Below are 17,762 nucleotides of genomic sequence, written 5' to 3' on the forward strand. Positions count from 1 at the left end.
ATCAAGCATAATCATGGCTTTAAGAGATTTATGCTCAGAGGTAAGAAAAAAGTGGAAATAGAATGGGGTTTAATCGCTATTGCTCATAACTTAAGAAAAAAAGCAGCTTAGAAAAGCTGTTTTCTCCCATTTTAAGGCTTTAGCTTCTCTATTGAGCCATTACATATCTAAGTAATAAGCCTAAACAAAAAATACTTGACAAATTTGATGGAAAATAAAAAAGCTGCCTCAGTTTATTTCTGAGACAGCCTCTTTTTTATTTTAAAAAAATCCATATTCATTATAACCTCGTAAATAGTTCTAAAAATTAGTAAATAACCTTAAAAGAACTATTATGACAACAACAGTTAACTATCCAACAGCTAAGCTTAAACTACTTTGCTTTTTAATTATAGCTACGCTATTTGCTGCCTGTAAAAAAGATGATGATGGTATCAGAAAGCCAGATGTATTTTTTTACGCTTTAAGCAGCAATAACCAATTGGTACAATATAATGCCAATAATACCCAAATGCCTGTTGGCAATACCCTAACAATTTCTGGTTTACAAGCTTCAGAAACTATTTTAGCTATAGATTTTAGACCTGCAACTGGTCAGCTTTATGGTTTGGGTAGTTCTAGCAGAATTTATGCTATTAATTTAAATACAGGTACCGCAACAGCTATTGGAGCTGGTGCTTTCTCTCCCGCAATAGCAGGTAATGTAATAGGTTTTGATTTTAACCCAACTGTAGATAGAATTAGGTTGGTAACTTCCACCGGGCAGAATTTACGTTTACATCCAGAAACTGGAGTAGTTGCAGCGGTAGATGGTAATATCAATGGTATAAATGGTGTAGCTATTTCATCATCTGCCTACACGAATAATAAAGCTGGGGCTACTTCAACCACTTTATTTAATATAGATGTAGTGACTCAGAAATTATATAAGCAAGATCCTCCTAATGATGGTACTTTAGTTGAAGTAGGGTCTTTAGGTATTCCAGCTTCTTCAGGAAATTCTGGTTTCGATATTTCGCCAGAAGGAATTGCTTTGGCAAGCATAGCCAATGGTTCTAGTACTACCCTTTATCAGGTTGATGTAAATACAGGTACAACAATTAATCTTGGAAATTTAGCCAATAATGCTGTAGGCATTGCTATACCTACAGAGCCTGTTGCTTATGCGGTTGATGATACAAATAACCTTCTGATTTTTAATCCAGCTAATCCAAACGTAATCACCAAGGCTATAACAGGCTTGGGCAATGGAGAAAATATTGTAGGAATAGATTTTCGTCCGGTTAATGGACAGTTATATGCTTTAAGTAGTGGAAGTAGGTTATATACCATCAATCTGGCAAGTGGAGCTGCTGCTGCAGTTGGTTTGCCACCTTTATTACCTTACTTATCAGGAACATCTTTTGGTTTTGATTTTAATCCAACGGTAGATAGAATAAGAGTAGTAAGTAATACCGGACAAAACTTACGCCTTAATCCTAATGATGGAGCTTTAGCTGCAACAGATGGTGCGCTTAATCCAGGAACTCCAACAGTAAGTGCTGCGGCCTATACCAATAATTTTGCTGGGGCTACCAGTACAGTGTTATTTGATATTGATGTTAATAGTGACAGGTTATTCACACAAATTCCGCCAAATGATGGTACTTTGGTGGGTGTTGGTACTGGCTTGGGTGTAAATGTTGACGCCGCTAACGGGTTTGATATTGGTGGAACATCTGGTGTAGGATACGCTATACTAACATCAAGTAATGTAACTAAGCTTTATTTGATAAACTTAAACAGCGGAACCGCAACTGCGATTGCTGATTTTCCTAAACAAGTACGTGGTTTTGCTTTAGGTTTAGGATTCTAGCTTTTATTTTAATTTAATGGTTGGCCATCAGGATATTATTCTGATGGCTTTTTTGTTTTGTAACAATTGCATGAAAAAAAACACAATCTTGTTTTTAACGTTAATTTTGAATCATAACACTATTAAAATGAAGAAAATCAAATTATTTGCAGTTTTATCGCTTGCTTTTTTATTACTTCTGGGTAATCTAGCTAAAGCTGATGAAGGGATGTGGATTCCGATGCTGATTGGTAAAAATTATGATCAGATGAAAAAACAGGGTTTTAAATTAACACCTGAGGACCTATATAGTATAAATAAAGCCAGTTTAAAAGATGCGATTGTTTCCTTTGGAGGTTTTTGTACCGGAGAAATTGTTTCTAAAAACGGGTTGATATTTACCAATCACCATTGCGGTTACGATGCCATCACTTCAAAATCTACACCACAAGATAATATTCTGGATAATGGTTTTTATGCTAAAAACTATGGTGAAGAGAAACCAATCCCAGGTCTTTTTGTGAACTTTTTAGTGAAAATGGAAGACGTTACCCAAAAGGTAATGGATGCGACTAAGGGCTTGTCTGATAAAGAAAAAGCTGCAAAAATTATGGAAGTGGGTAAAAGTTTAGCGGCAGAAGCTACTAAAGGAACCAATTATGAAGCATTTGTCAGAGATTTTTATAAAGGCAACCAGTATTTTCTTTACATTTTTGAGAAATTTAATGATATCAGATTGGTGGGTACTCCACCGCAATCTATTGGCAAATTTGGCGGCGATACAGATAACTGGGAATGGCCACGTCATACAGGAGATTTTTCAGTTTTTAGAGTTTATGCAGATAAGGATAATAAACCAGCAGCTTATGCTGTCGATAACAAACCATATACACCTAAAAAATATCTACCTATCTCCATTAAAGGTATAGAAAATGGTGATTTTGCTATGGTTTATGGTTTCCCTGGAAGAACAGACAGATTTTTAACATCTCATGGCGTAAAACTCGCTACCGAATATGTTTCTCCTGAAATAGTAAAATTAAGAGATATACGCTTAAAAGCATGGAAAGAAGAAATGGACAAGGATGTAGCTTTTAGACTAAAAATTTCTTCTCAATATGCTCGTATTGCCAATTATTGGAAATATTTTATTGGCCAAACAGAGCAGTTAAAAAGGTTAAAAATTTACGATAAGAAACAACAAGAAGAAGCTAATTTTACTACTTGGGCAGCAAATACACCAGAATACGCTTCTTTAATGCAAAAGTATAGCGACATTTATAAAGCGTATGAAGCCTATGCTGTACATAGAACTTTTATTAATGAAGGTTTTATGGCTTCAGAATGGGTGAAAATAGGTATGCAATTAGCTCCAATTGTTAATGCTTTAGAAAGAGCAAAAAATAATCCAGAAGCTTTAAAGAGTATCAAAGATAGGGTAGAGGAGACTGTGACCGCTTATGAAGCAGTTTATAACGAATCTGCTGATAAGAAGATATTTGCACAAATATTGAACGCTTTTTATACCGATGTTCCAAAAAATCAGCATCCACAATTTATCACATTAATTGTAGAGAAATATTGGGATGGCTCACCAGAAGCTACGTTTAAGAAGTTTGCTAACGAGGTTTGGGAAAAATCTTTGATTGTTAAACCAGAATCTTTAAGAGCTTTTTTAAATAATCCAGATTTAAAAGCTTTAGAGAAAGATCCAGGATATCAATATGCGAAAAATTTAATTCCATCAGAATATATTAAAACTAATTTCGGAAGTATCATTACTGAGTTTGAAGAAAGTAAAGCGAAACTAGATCATTTGTATATTCAAGCCCTATTAAAGAAAAATGAAGGTAAACTCATGTTCCCTGATGCAAACTCAACCATGAGGATTTCTTATGGTAATGTCCAAAATTATTCTCCTAAGGATGGTATCTTATATCAAACCACAACTTCTATTGATGGGATGATGCAAAAGTACGTTCCTGGCGATGATGAGTTTGATTTACCACAGAATTTAATAGATGCTTACAATGCTAAGAACTTTGGAAGATATGGTAAAAACGGATCTTTAACAGTTGGTTTTATTAGTAATAATGACATAACTGGTGGTAACTCGGGTTCTCCGGTAATTAATGGTAAGGGAGAGCTTATTGGATTAGCATTTGATGGTAATTGGGAAGCTATGAGTGGCGATATCGCTTTTGACAAAAACTATAAACGTACCATAAATGTGGATGTAAGATTTGTTTTATGGTGTATTGATGTACTTGGCGGTGCAAAAAATATCATTGATGAATTAGATATTAGGACTAAATAGTATTCCTTATATCCTTTTATCCTACTGTCTTCTATGTTTGTTTTACAAACGTAGAAGACATTTTTTTTGAATAGCGCTTCAAATGAATGGTTTAATAATTTTAGTATTTTTAATACAAAGGGTCAATTTAAATAGATTAAATGTAAATCATTTAGTATACACAAAATTGGATAGTATTAATTTTTGATGATATGAAGTGTTGTAGCATTAAACTCTGAGGATATTAAACTTAAGCTACTATTTTACTGTATTCAGTTGGCTCTAAGCCATAGTCTACCTATAACTAATACTTGCTATAAGGTTGCTGTAATGTTGCTATAACCTTTCTATAAGGTTGCTATAACTAGGTTTGGGTTTTGAAAAGGTATATTAAAATGTTAAATTGCTTAAGCTGTTTTAACAGTATAAATCTACTAAAATAATCTATTTATGGCAATAATTAAACAAATACCTGTTATTAGGCCCATTCCCCACGGTGCAAATCCTGATGACTATGTAGCAGTAAATACTGAGAAAGGCATTTTATACCGTAGGAAGAGAAAAAAGGGTTCTGTTCTTAATACCGTTTGCAAACTAAATCAGCAAAAATTAGAAATTGCCAGTGCAGAAAGCCGAAAAATAAGATTGGCTTTGTATGCTATTATAGAAAAGAAACTTAGAAGAACCTTGCATTACCGTATAAATAGTGCATTAATGAAAAGTTTAAAGCATGATTCTATGGTAAATTTAAAATGGTTAAATCATTTTAAATTGATGGATGAGCCTATTAAAAGCCAAACTAAAAGATTACAAATTGTTTATCATGTAAGAATAGTGGACGATTCTTTTATTTTAAAGTTTCCTTATTTGCCTCAAAAAGAAGATTTATTTAAGCTAAATAAGTATTTGGATAGTTTAAAATATACTGTATTACTTATTCAGTTTATCAGCGATAAGGACACTTATGAGGTTGTGGCAGAAACTTCCAATACATTTAATCTTGATGAAGAGTTTAATGGATGGAATTTTACACAACCACTATTACATTCCGCAAATTATTTACTGTGCTTAAAAGTAGAAGGGATGCATAAGCAGTTTATCATTAATGAAGATAAAACTAAATTTATAGAGATTGCTCTAGCAGGTCATAAATCTTAATATAATGGTATATGAGGATTAGATCATCTACCTGTTCAATTCATTATAGGCTAAATAAAGTTTTTAGAATTAATTTATATACTGTTATTTAGCTAGCAGGTTAATGATAAATAAATGTACCGTATTCACTCTTAACAGTTACTTGCTTCTTATCCGATACCTCTACTCTTCCTATAATTTGTGCTTTAACACCAAAAGATGTTGATATTGCTATAATATCTTGAGCGATATTTTCATCTACATACAATTCCATACGATGTCCCATATTGAAAACTTTATACATTTCTTTCCAGTCTGTACCAGATTGTTCTTGTATCAATTTAAATAAAGTAGGGGTAGGGAATAAATTATCTTTTATCACATGTAGGTTTTCTATAAAATGGAGCACCTTTGTTTGTGCGCCTCCACTACAATGTACCATGCCGTTTATTTGACTTCTGTATTTGTCTAATATTTGCTTGATGATAGGGGCATAAGTTCTTGTTGGAGATAAAACTAATTTTCCGGCGGTTAAAGTGGTAGTATCATCAACTTTAATTTCATCGGTTAATTTTTTACTGCCCGAGAATAATAAATCATAAGGAACTGCTGGGTCATAACTTTCTGGATATTTTTCTGCTATATACTTATGAAAAACATCATGTCTGGCAGAAGTAAGACCATTAGATCCCATGCCTCCATTATAAAAGCTTTCGTAATTGGCTTGTCCATCTGAAGCTAAACCAACAATTACATCACCAGCTTTTATGGTATGGTTAGAAATAACATCAGAACGTTTCATTCTGCATGTAACGGTAGAGTCTACAATGATGGTTCTAACAATATCCCCAACATCAGCTGTTTCTCCGCCAGTTGAGTAGATATTTACACCCATAGAGCGTAAATCAGCTAAGATTTCCTCGGTACCATTGATAATTTCGGCAATAACTTCACCTGGGATTAAGTTTTTATTTCTTCCTATGGTTGATGATAATAGAATTTTATCAGTTGCGCCAACGCAAAGTAAATCATCCAAGTTCATGATGATAGCGTCTTGTGCTATACCTTTCCATACAGATAAGTCTCCGGTTTCTTTCCAATAGATATAAGCTAGAGAAGATTTTGTTCCGGCACCATCGGCATGCATAATATTGCAATAAGCATCATCATCACCTAAAATATCAGGAATGATTTTGCAAAAAGCTTGTGGGAAAATTCCTTTATCTATATTTTTTATTGCGTTATGTACGTCCTCTTTACCGGCAGAAACGCCTCTTTGATTGTATCTATTATCACTCATGGTTTGCAAAGATAATAAAGTAGAAAGTAGAAAGTAGAAAGTAGGAAGTAAAAAGAATGACTTATGTAAATAATTTACCTTAAGGATTATCTCTAAGGGATGTATCTGAGCTTAAAGCAAAAGGCCAAAAGCTGAAATTTCATTATAAGAAGAGATCGATTTTTGAAAAAAAAATAAAAGCGTATCCAGAAATATAGATACGCTTTTATTTTTGCTTTAAGCCTTTAGCTTTGTGCTTTAGGCTTTCTGCTTATTTGATAAACAATAGCTCTCTGAATTTCGGTAGAGGCCATAAAGTATCATCAACTAATAGTTCTAATTTATCAATGTGATATCTGATTGGCTCAAAGTAAGATTTAACTTTCTCGTCGTAGGCAATAGCTTTTTCACGGCTATCTTCAAGAACGTTAGCTTTTTTACGCTCTTCAACCATTTGCTCCACGTTAGATTTAATGAAGTTGATATGTTTTGATAAACGCTCAATAATTTCTAATTGAGAAGCATAAGTATCTTTAGCTAATCCTAGATCTTTCAGTCCTTTTACGTTAGTAATCAATTCTGTTTGATATTTAACAGCAGCAGGAAGAATTACGTTAGTTACCAGTTCACCAATTACGCGAGCTTCGATTTGAAGTTTTTTGTAATAAGCTTCCAATAAGATTTCGTGTCTTGCATGAGCTTCTCTTTTTGTAAATACGCCAGTTTCCTCAAAAATTTTCTCTGTTTTTTCAGAAACTAATGCGTCTAAAGCTTTAGGCGTAGTTTTGATGTTATTTAAGCCACGTTTTTCTGCTTCAGCAGCCCACTCATCACTATATCCATTACCTTCAAAACGAATATTTTTAGATTCTTTGATGTATTTTTTAAGGATAGTTAAGATAGCAACATCTTTTTTGTCTCCTTTTTTGATTAATTTATCAACATCTGCTTTAAACTTGATTAATTGATCAGCAACAATCATATTTAACACAGTCATTGGGCTAGAAGAGTTTGCAGAAGAACCTACAGCTCTAAGCTCAAATTTATTTCCTGTGAAGGCGAAAGGAGAAGTACGGTTACGGTCTGTATTATCCAAAAGAATCTGAGGGATTTTTGGAATACTGTGCCACATAGCAGAATCTTCTTTTGCTTTTTTAGAAATTCTTGAAGTTTCGATTTCATCAAGAACATCATTTAACTGCTCGCCTAAGAAAATAGAGATAATTGCTGGTGGAGCTTCGTTAGCACCTAAACGGTGGTCGTTACTTACCGATGCGATTGATGCTCTTAATAAATCTGCATGCTCATAAACAGCTTTGATGGTATTCACAAAGAATGTTAAGAACATCAAGTTATTTTTAGGAGTTTTACCAGGAGCAAGTAAGTTTTTACCAGTGTTAGTAATTAAAGACCAGTTATTATGTTTACCAGAACCATTAATACCAGCATAAGGTTTCTCGTGTAATAAAACTTTGAAATGATGTCTCTTAGCTACTTTTTCCATTAAATCCATTAATAATTGGTTATGGTCAATAGCTAAGTTTATCTCTTCATAAATAGGAGCGCACTCAAATTGAGATGGAGCAACCTCGTTATGACGAGTTTTCAAAGGAATACCTAATTGTAACGCTTCAGTTTCAAAATCTTGCATGTAAGCTAACACTCTTTCAGGGATAGAACCAAAGTAATGATCCTCTAATTGTTGTCCTTTAGCTGATGCGTGTCCAAATAAAGCTCTTCCGGTTAAGAATAAATCTGGTCTTGCATTAAATAATGCTAAATCAACTAAGAAGTATTCTTGTTCTATACCTAAAGAAGCATTTACTTTTTCGATGCTTTTATCAAAATAGTGGCAAACTTCTGTAGCAGCTTTATCCATTACAGATAATGCTTTTAATAAAGGAGCTTTATAATCTAAAGCTTCGCCAGTATAAGAAACAAATACTGTTGGTATACATAAAGTTTTACCAAAAATGAATGCTGGAGAAGATGGATCCCAAGCAGTATAACCACGAGCTTCAAAAGTACTACGAATACCACCATTAGGGAAACTGGAAGCATCTGGTTCTTGTTGTACTAAAGCATCACCAGCAAATCTTTCAATAGCTTGACCGTCTGATGCCGGTTCAAAGAAAGAATCATGTTTTTCTGCAGTAGTTCCGGTTAAAGGTTGAAACCAGTGAGTATAGTGTGTAACACCTTTACTCATGGCCCAAGCTTTCATAGCTGAAGAAATTTGATCTGCAATTTCTCTACTTATAGGAGAACCGCTCTCAATAGAAGCAAGTACTGCCTTAAAAGTTTCTTTAGGGAGATAATCCTGCATTTTCTTCTTATCGAAAACTTTTGAACCATAAAAATCAGAGATTTTAGATGATGGTTGTTTTACCTCAGGAATAGTTCTGGTTAAAACAGTTTGTAAAGCTTGAAACCTGATTGTTGACATTGCTTAGGTTATTTTAATGAATAAATTATGTTTTTGATTAAATTTTGGCTAAAAGTACGGTGTTTTTCCCAATTCGCAATAAAAAATTAAAAAAATATGTCAAGAATTTGTGCTTTTTATTGAAAATACCATTTTTCCATTGATATTTTTTGTTTTGCCTTCATTTTTTTGAGTCTTATCTGACGTTTTTAAGAGTTTTTTTCTCAAAAGCTTCTTAAAAATATGATGTTGGTAATTGATTTACTTTAGAGAAAATATAAAATTTCGGTTTTTTATTTAAAAAAAACTCAATATCACCTTAAATTATATGTCTTTATTTAAAATTATACTAAAAAAATAGAAATATTTTCAAAAATTTTGTATTAAATTATAAAATATACAATTTAGCAGTGTCAAAAGTGATGAATTTTTAAATAAACTTTTAGATAATTGATAATTCAAAAATTAAAATTCAATTATATAATTAATTATTAAATACAAATCCTAAACTAAATTAATCAAACATGAACAACACTTTTATTCAAATCAGTAGTAGTTTGACCGAGTTGGTGAGTTTAACACCTAACTTACTCATGATGCAGGCTGCCGAAACGGTGGATGCTGCTAAAGAAGCTTTTTTAAATGCGAGTAACATCTGGATGATGGTATGTACAGCATTGGTATTTATCATGAACTTAGGCTTTGCGAGTGTAGAAGCGGGTTTCTCTCAAACTAAAAATACAGTTAACATTCTGTTTAAAAATGCTATTACTCCTGTTTTGGGTATTTTAATGTATGCCTTAATGGGATTCAACTTAATGTACCCTGGTTTTGGTGATACACCGGGTTGGTTTGGTTTTGCAGGTTGGAGTTTAGTATTACCAGAGAACGGAAATACTTCAGCTTATGCGGCTAGTGGAGGTTATACTTATTATACTGATTTCCTTTTCCAGGCAATGTTTGCCGCTACCACTGCAACTATCGTTTCAGGAGCTGTTGCTGAGCGTATCAAGTTTAGTGCTTATTTAATCTTTACTGTTGTATTTGTTGGTGTTATTTACCCAATTATGGGTAGCTGGCACTGGGGTGCTGGTGTAGTTGCATCTTGGGGTTTCCATGATTTTGCTGGTTCTACTTTAGTACACTCAGTAGGTGGTTGGGGAGCCTTAGCAGGTATTATTTTATTAGGTGCCAGAAAAGGGAAATTTGTAGACGGTAAGGTTCATACTTTCCCTGCTTCTAACATGGCCTTAGGTACTATAGGTGTATTTATCCTTTGGTTAGGATGGTTTGGTTTTAATGGTGGTTCTGTTTTATCATCAGATCCTGGAATGACTTCATTAGTATTGGTAAACACAACTTTAGGTGCGTGTGCTGGTGCTATGGGAGCATTCATCCTAGCACTGATTTTAAATAAAACTTATGATTATGGAATGGTGCTTAACGGTATTCTTGCTGGATTGGTTGGTATTACCGCAGGAGCTGATGTTGTAACTCCTATGGAGGCCATCATTATCGGTTTAATAGCAGGATTATTAGTTGTACTAGCTGTTAAAGCATTAGATGCACTAAAACTTGATGATGTGGTGGGTGCAGTACCAGTACACTTGGTATGTGGTATATGGGCCACTCTAGCTACAGGTATTTTTGGAGAAGGTATGGATGTAGTTGCTCAAATCAAAGGAATAGCCGTTTATGGTGCAGCAGCATTCGGAGGGTCTTTTATAATTTTTACAGCCTTAAAATACACTATGGGTATCAGAGTTTCTGAGCAAGAAGAAATTGAAGGTTTAGATAAATACGAACACGGTATAGATGCTTACACCACTTCAAAATAATTAAAATATTGAAGTCGGGTTATTATTCTCTCTTTATTAACCCGGCTTCATTTTAAACAACAATAAAAACAACTTAAACTAAACAACAAACAAACATGAAAAAATTATCCTTATTATCACTATTATTAGCAGCGGGTTTATATACTGCACATGCACAAGATAGCACAGCAACAAGCGCTTTAGAAATTTCTGGTTCTGTTGATGCTTATTACAAATATGATTTCGCAAAGCAAGCAAATATTGGTACTAGCTTTGCCTCAGATCAAAACTCTGTTTCTTTAGGTATGATTGATATTGCTTTAAAGAAAACCACTGGTAAAGCATCATTTGTAGGTGAGGTTTCTTTTGGTCCTAGAGGTCAGTATCAATCAATTTTAACGGGAGATGCAAATGATGGGTCTAATACATTCCACATTCAAAATTTATATGCTACCTACGCTTTTACAGATAAATTTAGCATGACAGCAGGTTTCATGGGTACTTTTGTGGGTTATGAAGTAATATCTCCAGTAGGAAATTTTAATTATTCTACTTCTTATTTATTCACTAACGGTCCTTTCCAAAATGCGGGTATCAAAGCTAATTATGCTATATCAGATAAAGTTGGGGTAATGGTAGGATTATTCAATGATTCTTGGAATACCTTTCAAGCTAATCCATCTTTTGGTGTAAACACTTTTGGTGCTCAACTATCATTATCTCCTGTTGAAGGATGGAGCGCTTACTTAAATGTGTTATCAGGTTCACAAAGCGGAACCATTTTAGATTTGACAACTGCTTACCAAATCACTGATAAATTTAAATTGGGTTTAAATGCAGCTGATTGGTCTGGTATTAATGACGATGAAGGTTACACAGGTGTAGCTTTATACCCTTCTGTAGCTATTACTGATGGTTTTGCTTTAGGTTTAAGAGGCGAATATTTCAAAGCCAAAGAAAATGCAACAGCTTTATTTGGAGCATCTGCTGACGAGTCTACAACAGCATTAACTTTAACTGCTAATCTTAAACATGGTGGTTTAACTTTCATCCCAGAGTTTAGATTAGACAATGCAAGTAATGAGCAATTCTTAAAAAGTGATGGTTTAACAGGTACTAAATCTGCATCACAATTTTCTTTAGCTGTAGTGTACGCATTTTAATCACTTCATAATTAATTCTGAAAGTCGTCTCTGTGAAAACAGGGGCGATTTTTTTTGCATTTTATTTGGATTTTCTGATTAATATTTTATATTTTTAGTAAAACAATTCTACTCTTTATGTTATACTCAAAATTTAATTTAAATAAGATTGAGTGGCTTAATCTTATTTTTGATGGCAGAAACCAAGTTTACGGAGCTTATGAGCTCAGAAAGAATTCTGGTAACTACCTAGCTAAGGCATTATTTATAGCTTCATTCGGCTTTGCTGCGCTCATTATTGGTCCATCTGCGTATTATTTTTATAAGCAAACAACGGTAGATGTTTCACCAAATGATATTCCTAAGAAAGATGATGAGAAGCTTTATCGCGTTCATAAAATAGAACTTCCTCCAAAAACTTTAAATTCTGCTAAAGCAGGTACGCAAGTAACTACCCCAAAAGAAGCTGCACAAAAAGAAATTAAGTATACTTCTTTTAAACCAACCCCCGATGATTTAGTTGCGAAAGAAGCACCTACTTTAGAGGAATTAGAAACAGGCATTATAAGTTCTGTAGATAAAGCTGGTGAAGCTGGAGGATTAAATGCTACTCATACAGAGGGTACAAATGGTACTTTAGATGCAGGTACAACTACAGACTCAGGAAATGAATATTTAGTTTCTGCAGAAGAAATGCCAGAGTTTCCTGGAGGAATGACAGCTTGGGCTAAGTATTTAAATAGAAACTTACAATATCCTGCTGTAGCTAGAGAAAATGAAATACAAGGGCGTGTTACTGTATCTTTTGTGGTAGAAAGAAACGGAGAAATTACCAATATTAAAGTTTTAAGAGGTATAGGCGCCGGCTGTGATGAAGAAGCAATACGAGTGATAAAAAAATCTCCATTATGGAAGCCTGGTAAGCAAAATGGTAAAGCGGTGAGGGTTTCTTATGTGATTCCTATTGTTTTTAGGTTGGATTGATGATATTTTAATTTATTTATTACTTTTAAAGATTCTTGAATTACTAATTAAGAATCTTTAAATGTCAAATTATTTCATCAGATTCTTTTTAAACTTGATAAGCTTTGAGGTTTTAAAGAGCTTATCAAGTCATAAAATTATACTACCCCTTTACCATACTGTAAGTGATAGGAGACTTCCTCACATAGAGAATTTATATAAAGTTAAAACTATAGCAGAATTCAGAAGAGATTTAGATTTTTTTCTGAGAAACTATCAATCTGTAGATATTAAAGAAATTATCAATTCAACTAAAGATGGTCATAAATTTAGTAGACCAGTATTTCACTTAAGTTTTGATGATGGGCTTAGGGAGGTAAGAACGATAATAGCTCCAATTCTTTTGGAGCAAGGAATTCATGCTACTTTTTTTATAAACCCAAGTTTTCTTGATAACAAATCTTTGTTTTATCGTTTCAAGGTTTCATTAATTATAGATGCCTTGAAGCGATTTGATTTTTCTGATTCTATTTTAAATAAAATAAAATCTTGTTTGTCTCCTATCGACGGTAGTTCTGTTCAGAGACAATTATTAAATCTTAACTACAATGATACAGATGTATTGGATGAAATTGGTGGATTATTAAATGTTTCTTTTGAGGAGTATTTGGAAAAAGAGTCGCCATTTCTTTCTATTGATGATGTACACTGGCTTATTAGTAAGGGTTTTACCATAGGAGCTCATAGTTTAGATCATCCTAAGTATTCGGATATAGCTTTGGAAGAGCAAATTCGACAAACAAATTGTAGCTTGGAATATTTAATCAATCAATTTGATATTGAGAATAGATTATTTGCATTTCCTTTTTCAGACAATAATGTTACTTTAGATTATTTTAACCATAAAGATTTAATACAAAATTATAGTTTTGGAACAAGTGGATTTAAAGAAGATAAAATTTTTTCTAATTTCCACAGAATACCGTTTGAGCATTATTACTTAAATGCAGAATCAATTATTAAGATTTGCCACTTGAAATTCTTAATAAGAAAGTTAAACAATAGTAATTTTGTTGTACGATGATAAAAATGATTCTTAGGTACTTTGTAAAAAAAAAGTACCGCTTAGTTATAAGGCGTATTTTAAATAACTTTCGTGGCTTTTACTATCTAGGAAGTAAATTTTATTGTATTTGTTGTAATCGTTCATTTCGTGAATTTCTTCCCTTTGGTAATATAAAAAGAGCTAATGCCAAATGTCCGAAATGTGAATCATTAGAAAGAACAAGGTTACTTCAGTTTTATTTGAAAAATGAAACAGATATTTATTTTGAAGATAGAGCAATACTTCACTTCGCTCCAGAATATATGCTATCAAGGAGACTTAAAGAATCATCTAAAAAGTATATTTCTGTTGATATTGAAAAGGATTTAGCTGATAGGGTTGAAGATATTCAAAATTTGAGTTTTAAAGATATGACTTTTGATTATGTCATTTGCTCATGTGTTTTAGGTCATGTGTCTGATGAAACTAAAGCAATTGACGAAATATATAGAGTGTTAAAAATTGGAGGTAAGGCATTTATTTTAACGGTTATTGATTTGAATAGACTTGATACATATGAAGACAAAAATATTATTACTGATAGTAATAGATTGAAATTTTACGGAGAGAAAGATTTATTAAGGTTGCATGGAAGAGACTTTATTAACCGATTAAAGCGAACAAATGGTATTGTTCGAGAAATAGATTATGCACAATCATTTAGCGATGATGATAAAAAAAGGTATAGTTTAGGTAATAAGGAAAGAGAACTGATTTTTGAGATTGAGAGGATTGGGTAATGTTAGAAAAGATAACTGCATTAGAATTTGATAAGATTATATCTGGTTCTATTTACACCAATATACAATATATGGAAATAACAGCAAAGGTGATGGAAGCTGATGCTGTTTATTTTGTGTTTTTTAGAAATGATTTACCTCAAGTTGCTTTTGCATTGTTTGAGAAAAATAATAAAATTATTCTCCCTAATTTTTATCCACTATATTCTGGTATTTGGCTGAATGGAAGCTTAGAAAAGTTGAGTTTAAGAGATGATTTTATTAAAAGTATTTCAGAATTAAAGAAGATCTATAAATGTATTAAAATCAGTGTACCACCTGATATTCAAGATTTGAGAGCATTTATTTGGAACGGGTTTGATGTTGAATTACGCTATACATATCTAAAAAATATATCTGCTGAAAACTATAAAAGGAATGTTTTAAAAAATTATAGAAAAGCTAATAATGAATATGATTTTGAATTTATTAAATCTGGTTTAAATGATGAGTTATGGGAGGGCCATGTAAAACAATTGAGTTCTATTGGCTTTAAAAACTCTAATTTAATCTCATTAAGAAGGTGGCTTATTGAATTAGAAATGGTTAATTTGATAACTACTTTTAGAATAGGTATTAAATCTAAAGGTTATCAAGGTAGTGGAATTGTTTTATTGGATAAACGTTGGAAAAATGCAGGATTTTTATTGAGTCATGTTCCTAAAACTGAATATGTTTCTTTAACTAATGCCTTTTTACATGTTCAAATTAATAATTGGTTAAGTGATAATAAATTTGAATCTATAGATTATTTAGGAGCAAATACAAAAAGTATAGCTGATTTTAAAAGTAGGTTTAATCCACAGTTGAAGAGTTATTTTATAGTGACTATTAGTATTTCAAGGGCAAAAAAAATTCTTTTATGGTTTAAAAATATTTCAAAAAACTCTTTAAATTATGTCTTTAGTGTTTAAAGCTATAAAGTTTTATGATTTTTTTCCAGAGAAATCTACGGCATTGATTTTTGGAAATCTAGCTTTAACTTCATTAAATTTTCTTACGGTTGTCGTTTTATCTAACGAGCTTAATATAAATATCTATGGACAAATTAGAGAAATTATGCTCTATGCTAGTTTTATCTTTCTTTTTTGCTCGGCAGGATTTTCACAGACACTTTATTATTTTTTAAATAAAACTGATAACATATTAGAAGTCTTAAGGATTACAGGAACTTTAAGATTTTTAACTTTCATATTCTCATTGTTTGTTTTTTCTATAACGGCTGTATACCTTTTTAATTTTTCAACTTCTTTAACTTTATACGAGTTAATACTTTTAGCAATTTATTTAGTTCCACTTATTTTAAGTTCTATAGATTTAAATCTAAATTACTATCATAAGAGAGAAAAACAATTTTTTCTTGCCAATATAGTTGTTATTACGCTAAAGCTGATTTTGCTTTCATATTTTACTAAATATGAATTTAGTATTATTAACTTTTTATTGATTTTGGCAGTAACACAATGGCTGTCAGTTTTTTATTCTATTTATTTGTTGAAGGAAAGATATTTTGGGATTTTTATTTTAGGTTCTGATTTTTCATTACTGAAAAAACAAATTATTTATGCATACCCAATTACATTTAGTGCTATTATTGGTTTTTTAGTACTCAACACAGATAAAATTATAGTTAGTTTTTCAAGTATAACAAAAGATAAATTAGCAATTTTAAGTAATATTTCTTTTGAAGCACCCATTATATCTACCATTTATTTATCATTCTTTACAATCTCACTACCTTATATGATTAAAGCATTTGATAAAGGCGATTTTGAACAAGTTTTATCAGAAAGATTTGATTATATATTTAAAGTGGCTAAAATAATCCTACCAGTTGTTGTAAGTTTTATAGTTTGGAGTAATGATTACATGGTCTTAATATTTGGAGCTACTTATAAAGAATATGGGGGACTTTTTGCTATTTTTTCTACGATTAGTCTTTTAAGATTTTGTAGTCATCACGATATTTTTTTAGCAACTAATAACACGTCTTACATATTATTTTATCAGATTATTGAGTTAGTATTTCAGGTAATTTTATCAATCTCATTATATTACTTTTTTGATTTATTAGGTTTAATTATAGCATCAGTAATAACAAATTATGGTTATATGTTTTTTGTTAATCTCAAAAGTAGTAAAATATTAAAAGTGAAATTTAAAGATATATTACCTTTTGCTTTTTTGATAAAGAGGATGGTAACTTTATCTATTTCTGCAATTATAGTAAAGTATGTTTTTGAAAACATTTTTACCAATATCTTCTGGATGATACCATTAATTATTTGGCTTTTAATTATTGCTTTCGTTGAGTTTCGTATTCTTAAAGGTCAAAATAGTCAGTAAGTCTTGCTTATTTTGTAAATTATGAATTTCCCAATTTAAATTTTTAGCATTTTTTAATAAGAATATATTCCAACTTTCTTTACTCCAGAAATTAATATGACCTTCAAAACTATCTATTCTACCATTAGGTATAGTAATTATTAACTTTCCATTGGTTTTTAATTGTTTTAAAAGTTGATTTAGCGTTTTTTCTGGATATTCTAAATGCTCTAAAACGGATAGGCAAAAAATTAAATCATACTTTTCTGTAGAATCATCTTCTAGATTAGCTTCTACAAATACAATATGAGGATAATTTTTTTTTGCTATTGATATAGCAATAGGTGAGAAATCAGAGCCTACAATTTTTTTAGCTTTAGTTTTTTCATAAATAAAATTGGTGAAACGTCCTGGTCCACAGCCAGCGTCTAAAATTTTATTGTCCTTTGTTATTTCTAAATTATCAAGAAAGGATAATATTTCTTCATATGATTTAATTCTTTGTTTACTGTAATAATTTATAACACTATTTGATGATTGATAAAATTTATTGGCACTATCTTTAGAGTTATATTCAACTGCATCGTTTATTATAGGTTGTAGTCTAATGATTTTGTAACCTAAAAACTCAATTACTTTGAGGATGATTTTTTTTATCAT

At 31.7% G+C, this 17,762-nt stretch carries 14 protein-coding genes; 11 read left to right on the forward strand and 3 right to left on the reverse strand.

Annotated features, from left to right (window positions below; all coding sequences use genetic code 11):
* The 4 genes from H510_RS19860 to H510_RS0106620 all read left to right on the forward strand — a co-directional run.
* Positions 1-111 (forward strand): transposase (locus tag H510_RS19860; protein ID WP_155977872.1); only part of this gene is annotated, 111 nt, incomplete at its 5' end.
* A gap of 223 nt (positions 112-334) precedes the next feature.
* Positions 335-1,855: a DUF4394 domain-containing protein gene (locus H510_RS0106610; protein WP_026903601.1), complete on the forward strand. Its 1,521-nt coding sequence runs from the start codon at positions 335-337 to the stop codon at positions 1,853-1,855.
* A 127-nt stretch (positions 1,856-1,982) separates the two neighbouring features.
* A complete protein-coding gene (locus H510_RS0106615; RefSeq protein ID WP_036692177.1) occupies positions 1,983-4,151 on the forward strand; it encodes a S46 family peptidase in 2,169 nt (722 codons plus the stop codon).
* 429 nt (positions 4,152-4,580) lie between these two features.
* Complete coding sequence (locus tag H510_RS0106620) at positions 4,581-5,288, forward strand: hypothetical protein (protein ID WP_026903603.1); 708 nt, start codon at positions 4,581-4,583, stop codon at positions 5,286-5,288.
* Positions 5,289-5,388: 100 nt separating this feature from the next.
* Here the strand turns inward: H510_RS0106620 and H510_RS0106625 are convergent, their stop codons facing one another.
* Both H510_RS0106625 and H510_RS0106630 read right to left on the reverse strand, forming a co-directional pair.
* Positions 5,389-6,567, reverse strand: coding sequence for an AIR synthase related protein (locus H510_RS0106625; protein ID WP_026903604.1), 1,179 nt, complete (start codon positions 6,565-6,567; stop codon positions 5,389-5,391).
* A gap of 250 nt (positions 6,568-6,817) precedes the next feature.
* Positions 6,818-8,992 (reverse strand): glutamine synthetase III family protein, encoded by a 2,175-nt coding sequence (locus H510_RS0106630; protein ID WP_026903605.1) that lies wholly within the window; start codon positions 8,990-8,992, stop codon positions 6,818-6,820.
* 503 nt (positions 8,993-9,495) lie between these two features.
* Here H510_RS0106630 and H510_RS0106635 point away from each other — a divergent pair.
* The 7 genes from H510_RS0106635 to H510_RS0106665 all read left to right on the forward strand — a co-directional run bounded on the left by H510_RS0106635 (position 9,496) and on the right by H510_RS0106665 (position 17,123).
* Complete coding sequence (locus H510_RS0106635; RefSeq protein ID WP_051291093.1) at positions 9,496-10,809, forward strand: ammonium transporter; 1,314 nt, start codon at positions 9,496-9,498, stop codon at positions 10,807-10,809.
* A gap of 95 nt (positions 10,810-10,904) precedes the next feature.
* Positions 10,905-11,951 carry an outer membrane beta-barrel protein gene (locus H510_RS0106640; protein ID WP_026903607.1) on the forward strand — a complete coding sequence of 349 codons (1,047 nt, stop codon included), beginning with the start codon at positions 10,905-10,907 and terminating at the stop codon, positions 11,949-11,951.
* A 117-nt stretch (positions 11,952-12,068) separates the two neighbouring features.
* Positions 12,069-12,914, forward strand: a complete 846-nt coding sequence (locus tag H510_RS0106645; RefSeq protein ID WP_026903608.1) for an energy transducer TonB — start codon at positions 12,069-12,071, stop codon at positions 12,912-12,914.
* 61 nt (positions 12,915-12,975) lie between these two features.
* Positions 12,976-13,977 (forward strand): polysaccharide deacetylase family protein, encoded by a 1,002-nt coding sequence (locus H510_RS0106650; protein WP_026903609.1) that lies wholly within the window; start codon positions 12,976-12,978, stop codon positions 13,975-13,977.
* 5 nt (positions 13,978-13,982) lie between these two features.
* Positions 13,983-14,738, forward strand: coding sequence for a class I SAM-dependent methyltransferase (locus H510_RS0106655; RefSeq protein WP_245584799.1), 756 nt, complete (start codon positions 13,983-13,985; stop codon positions 14,736-14,738).
* Positions 14,739-14,830: 92 nt separating this feature from the next.
* Positions 14,831-15,691: a hypothetical protein gene (locus H510_RS0106660; protein WP_155977874.1), complete on the forward strand. Its 861-nt coding sequence runs from the start codon at positions 14,831-14,833 to the stop codon at positions 15,689-15,691.
* Entirely contained in the window at positions 15,675-17,123 is a 1,449-nt protein-coding gene (locus tag H510_RS0106665) for an MATE family efflux transporter (protein ID WP_026903612.1), read from the forward strand. The genes H510_RS0106660 and H510_RS0106665 overlap by 17 nt, the downstream gene beginning before the upstream one ends.
* Here the strand turns inward: H510_RS0106665 and H510_RS0106670 are convergent.
* The gene (locus H510_RS0106670) at positions 17,070-17,762 is read right to left on the reverse strand and encodes a class I SAM-dependent methyltransferase (protein ID WP_026903613.1); all 693 of its coding nucleotides are present in this window, start codon (positions 17,760-17,762) and stop codon (positions 17,070-17,072) included. The genes H510_RS0106665 and H510_RS0106670 overlap by 54 nt on opposite strands.

This window comes from Pedobacter glucosidilyticus DSM 23534, assembly GCF_000425145.1.
Lineage (GTDB): Bacteria > Bacteroidota > Bacteroidia > Sphingobacteriales > Sphingobacteriaceae > Pseudopedobacter > Pseudopedobacter glucosidilyticus.

What these genes read in the sequence shown, in the direction of transcription:
- H510_RS0106610 (WP_026903601.1), top strand. Translation starts at nt 335, where the DNA reads ATGACAACAACAGTTAACTATCCAACAGCTAAGCTTAAACTACTTTGC.
- H510_RS0106615 (WP_036692177.1), top strand. Translation starts at nt 1,983, where the DNA reads ATGAAGAAAATCAAATTATTTGCAGTTTTATCGCTTGCTTTTTTATTA.
- H510_RS0106620 (WP_026903603.1), top strand. Translation starts at nt 4,581, where the DNA reads ATGGCAATAATTAAACAAATACCTGTTATTAGGCCCATTCCCCACGGT.
- H510_RS0106625 (WP_026903604.1), bottom strand. Translation starts at nt 6,567, where the DNA reads ATGAGTGATAATAGATACAATCAAAGAGGCGTTTCTGCCGGTAAAGAG.
- H510_RS0106630 (WP_026903605.1), bottom strand. Translation starts at nt 8,992, where the DNA reads ATGTCAACAATCAGGTTTCAAGCTTTACAAACTGTTTTAACCAGAACT.
- H510_RS0106635 (WP_051291093.1), top strand. Translation starts at nt 9,496, where the DNA reads ATGAACAACACTTTTATTCAAATCAGTAGTAGTTTGACCGAGTTGGTG.
- H510_RS0106640 (WP_026903607.1), top strand. Translation starts at nt 10,905, where the DNA reads ATGAAAAAATTATCCTTATTATCACTATTATTAGCAGCGGGTTTATAT.
- H510_RS0106645 (WP_026903608.1), top strand. Translation starts at nt 12,069, where the DNA reads ATGTTATACTCAAAATTTAATTTAAATAAGATTGAGTGGCTTAATCTT.
- H510_RS0106650 (WP_026903609.1), top strand. Translation starts at nt 12,976, where the DNA reads ATGTCAAATTATTTCATCAGATTCTTTTTAAACTTGATAAGCTTTGAG.
- H510_RS0106655 (WP_245584799.1), top strand. Translation starts at nt 13,983, where the DNA reads ATGATTCTTAGGTACTTTGTAAAAAAAAAGTACCGCTTAGTTATAAGG.
- H510_RS0106660 (WP_155977874.1), top strand. Translation starts at nt 14,831, where the DNA reads ATGGAAGCTGATGCTGTTTATTTTGTGTTTTTTAGAAATGATTTACCT.
- H510_RS0106665 (WP_026903612.1), top strand. Translation starts at nt 15,675, where the DNA reads ATGTCTTTAGTGTTTAAAGCTATAAAGTTTTATGATTTTTTTCCAGAG.
- H510_RS0106670 (WP_026903613.1), bottom strand. Translation starts at nt 17,762, where the DNA reads ATGATAAAAAAAATCATCCTCAAAGTAATTGAGTTTTTAGGTTACAAA.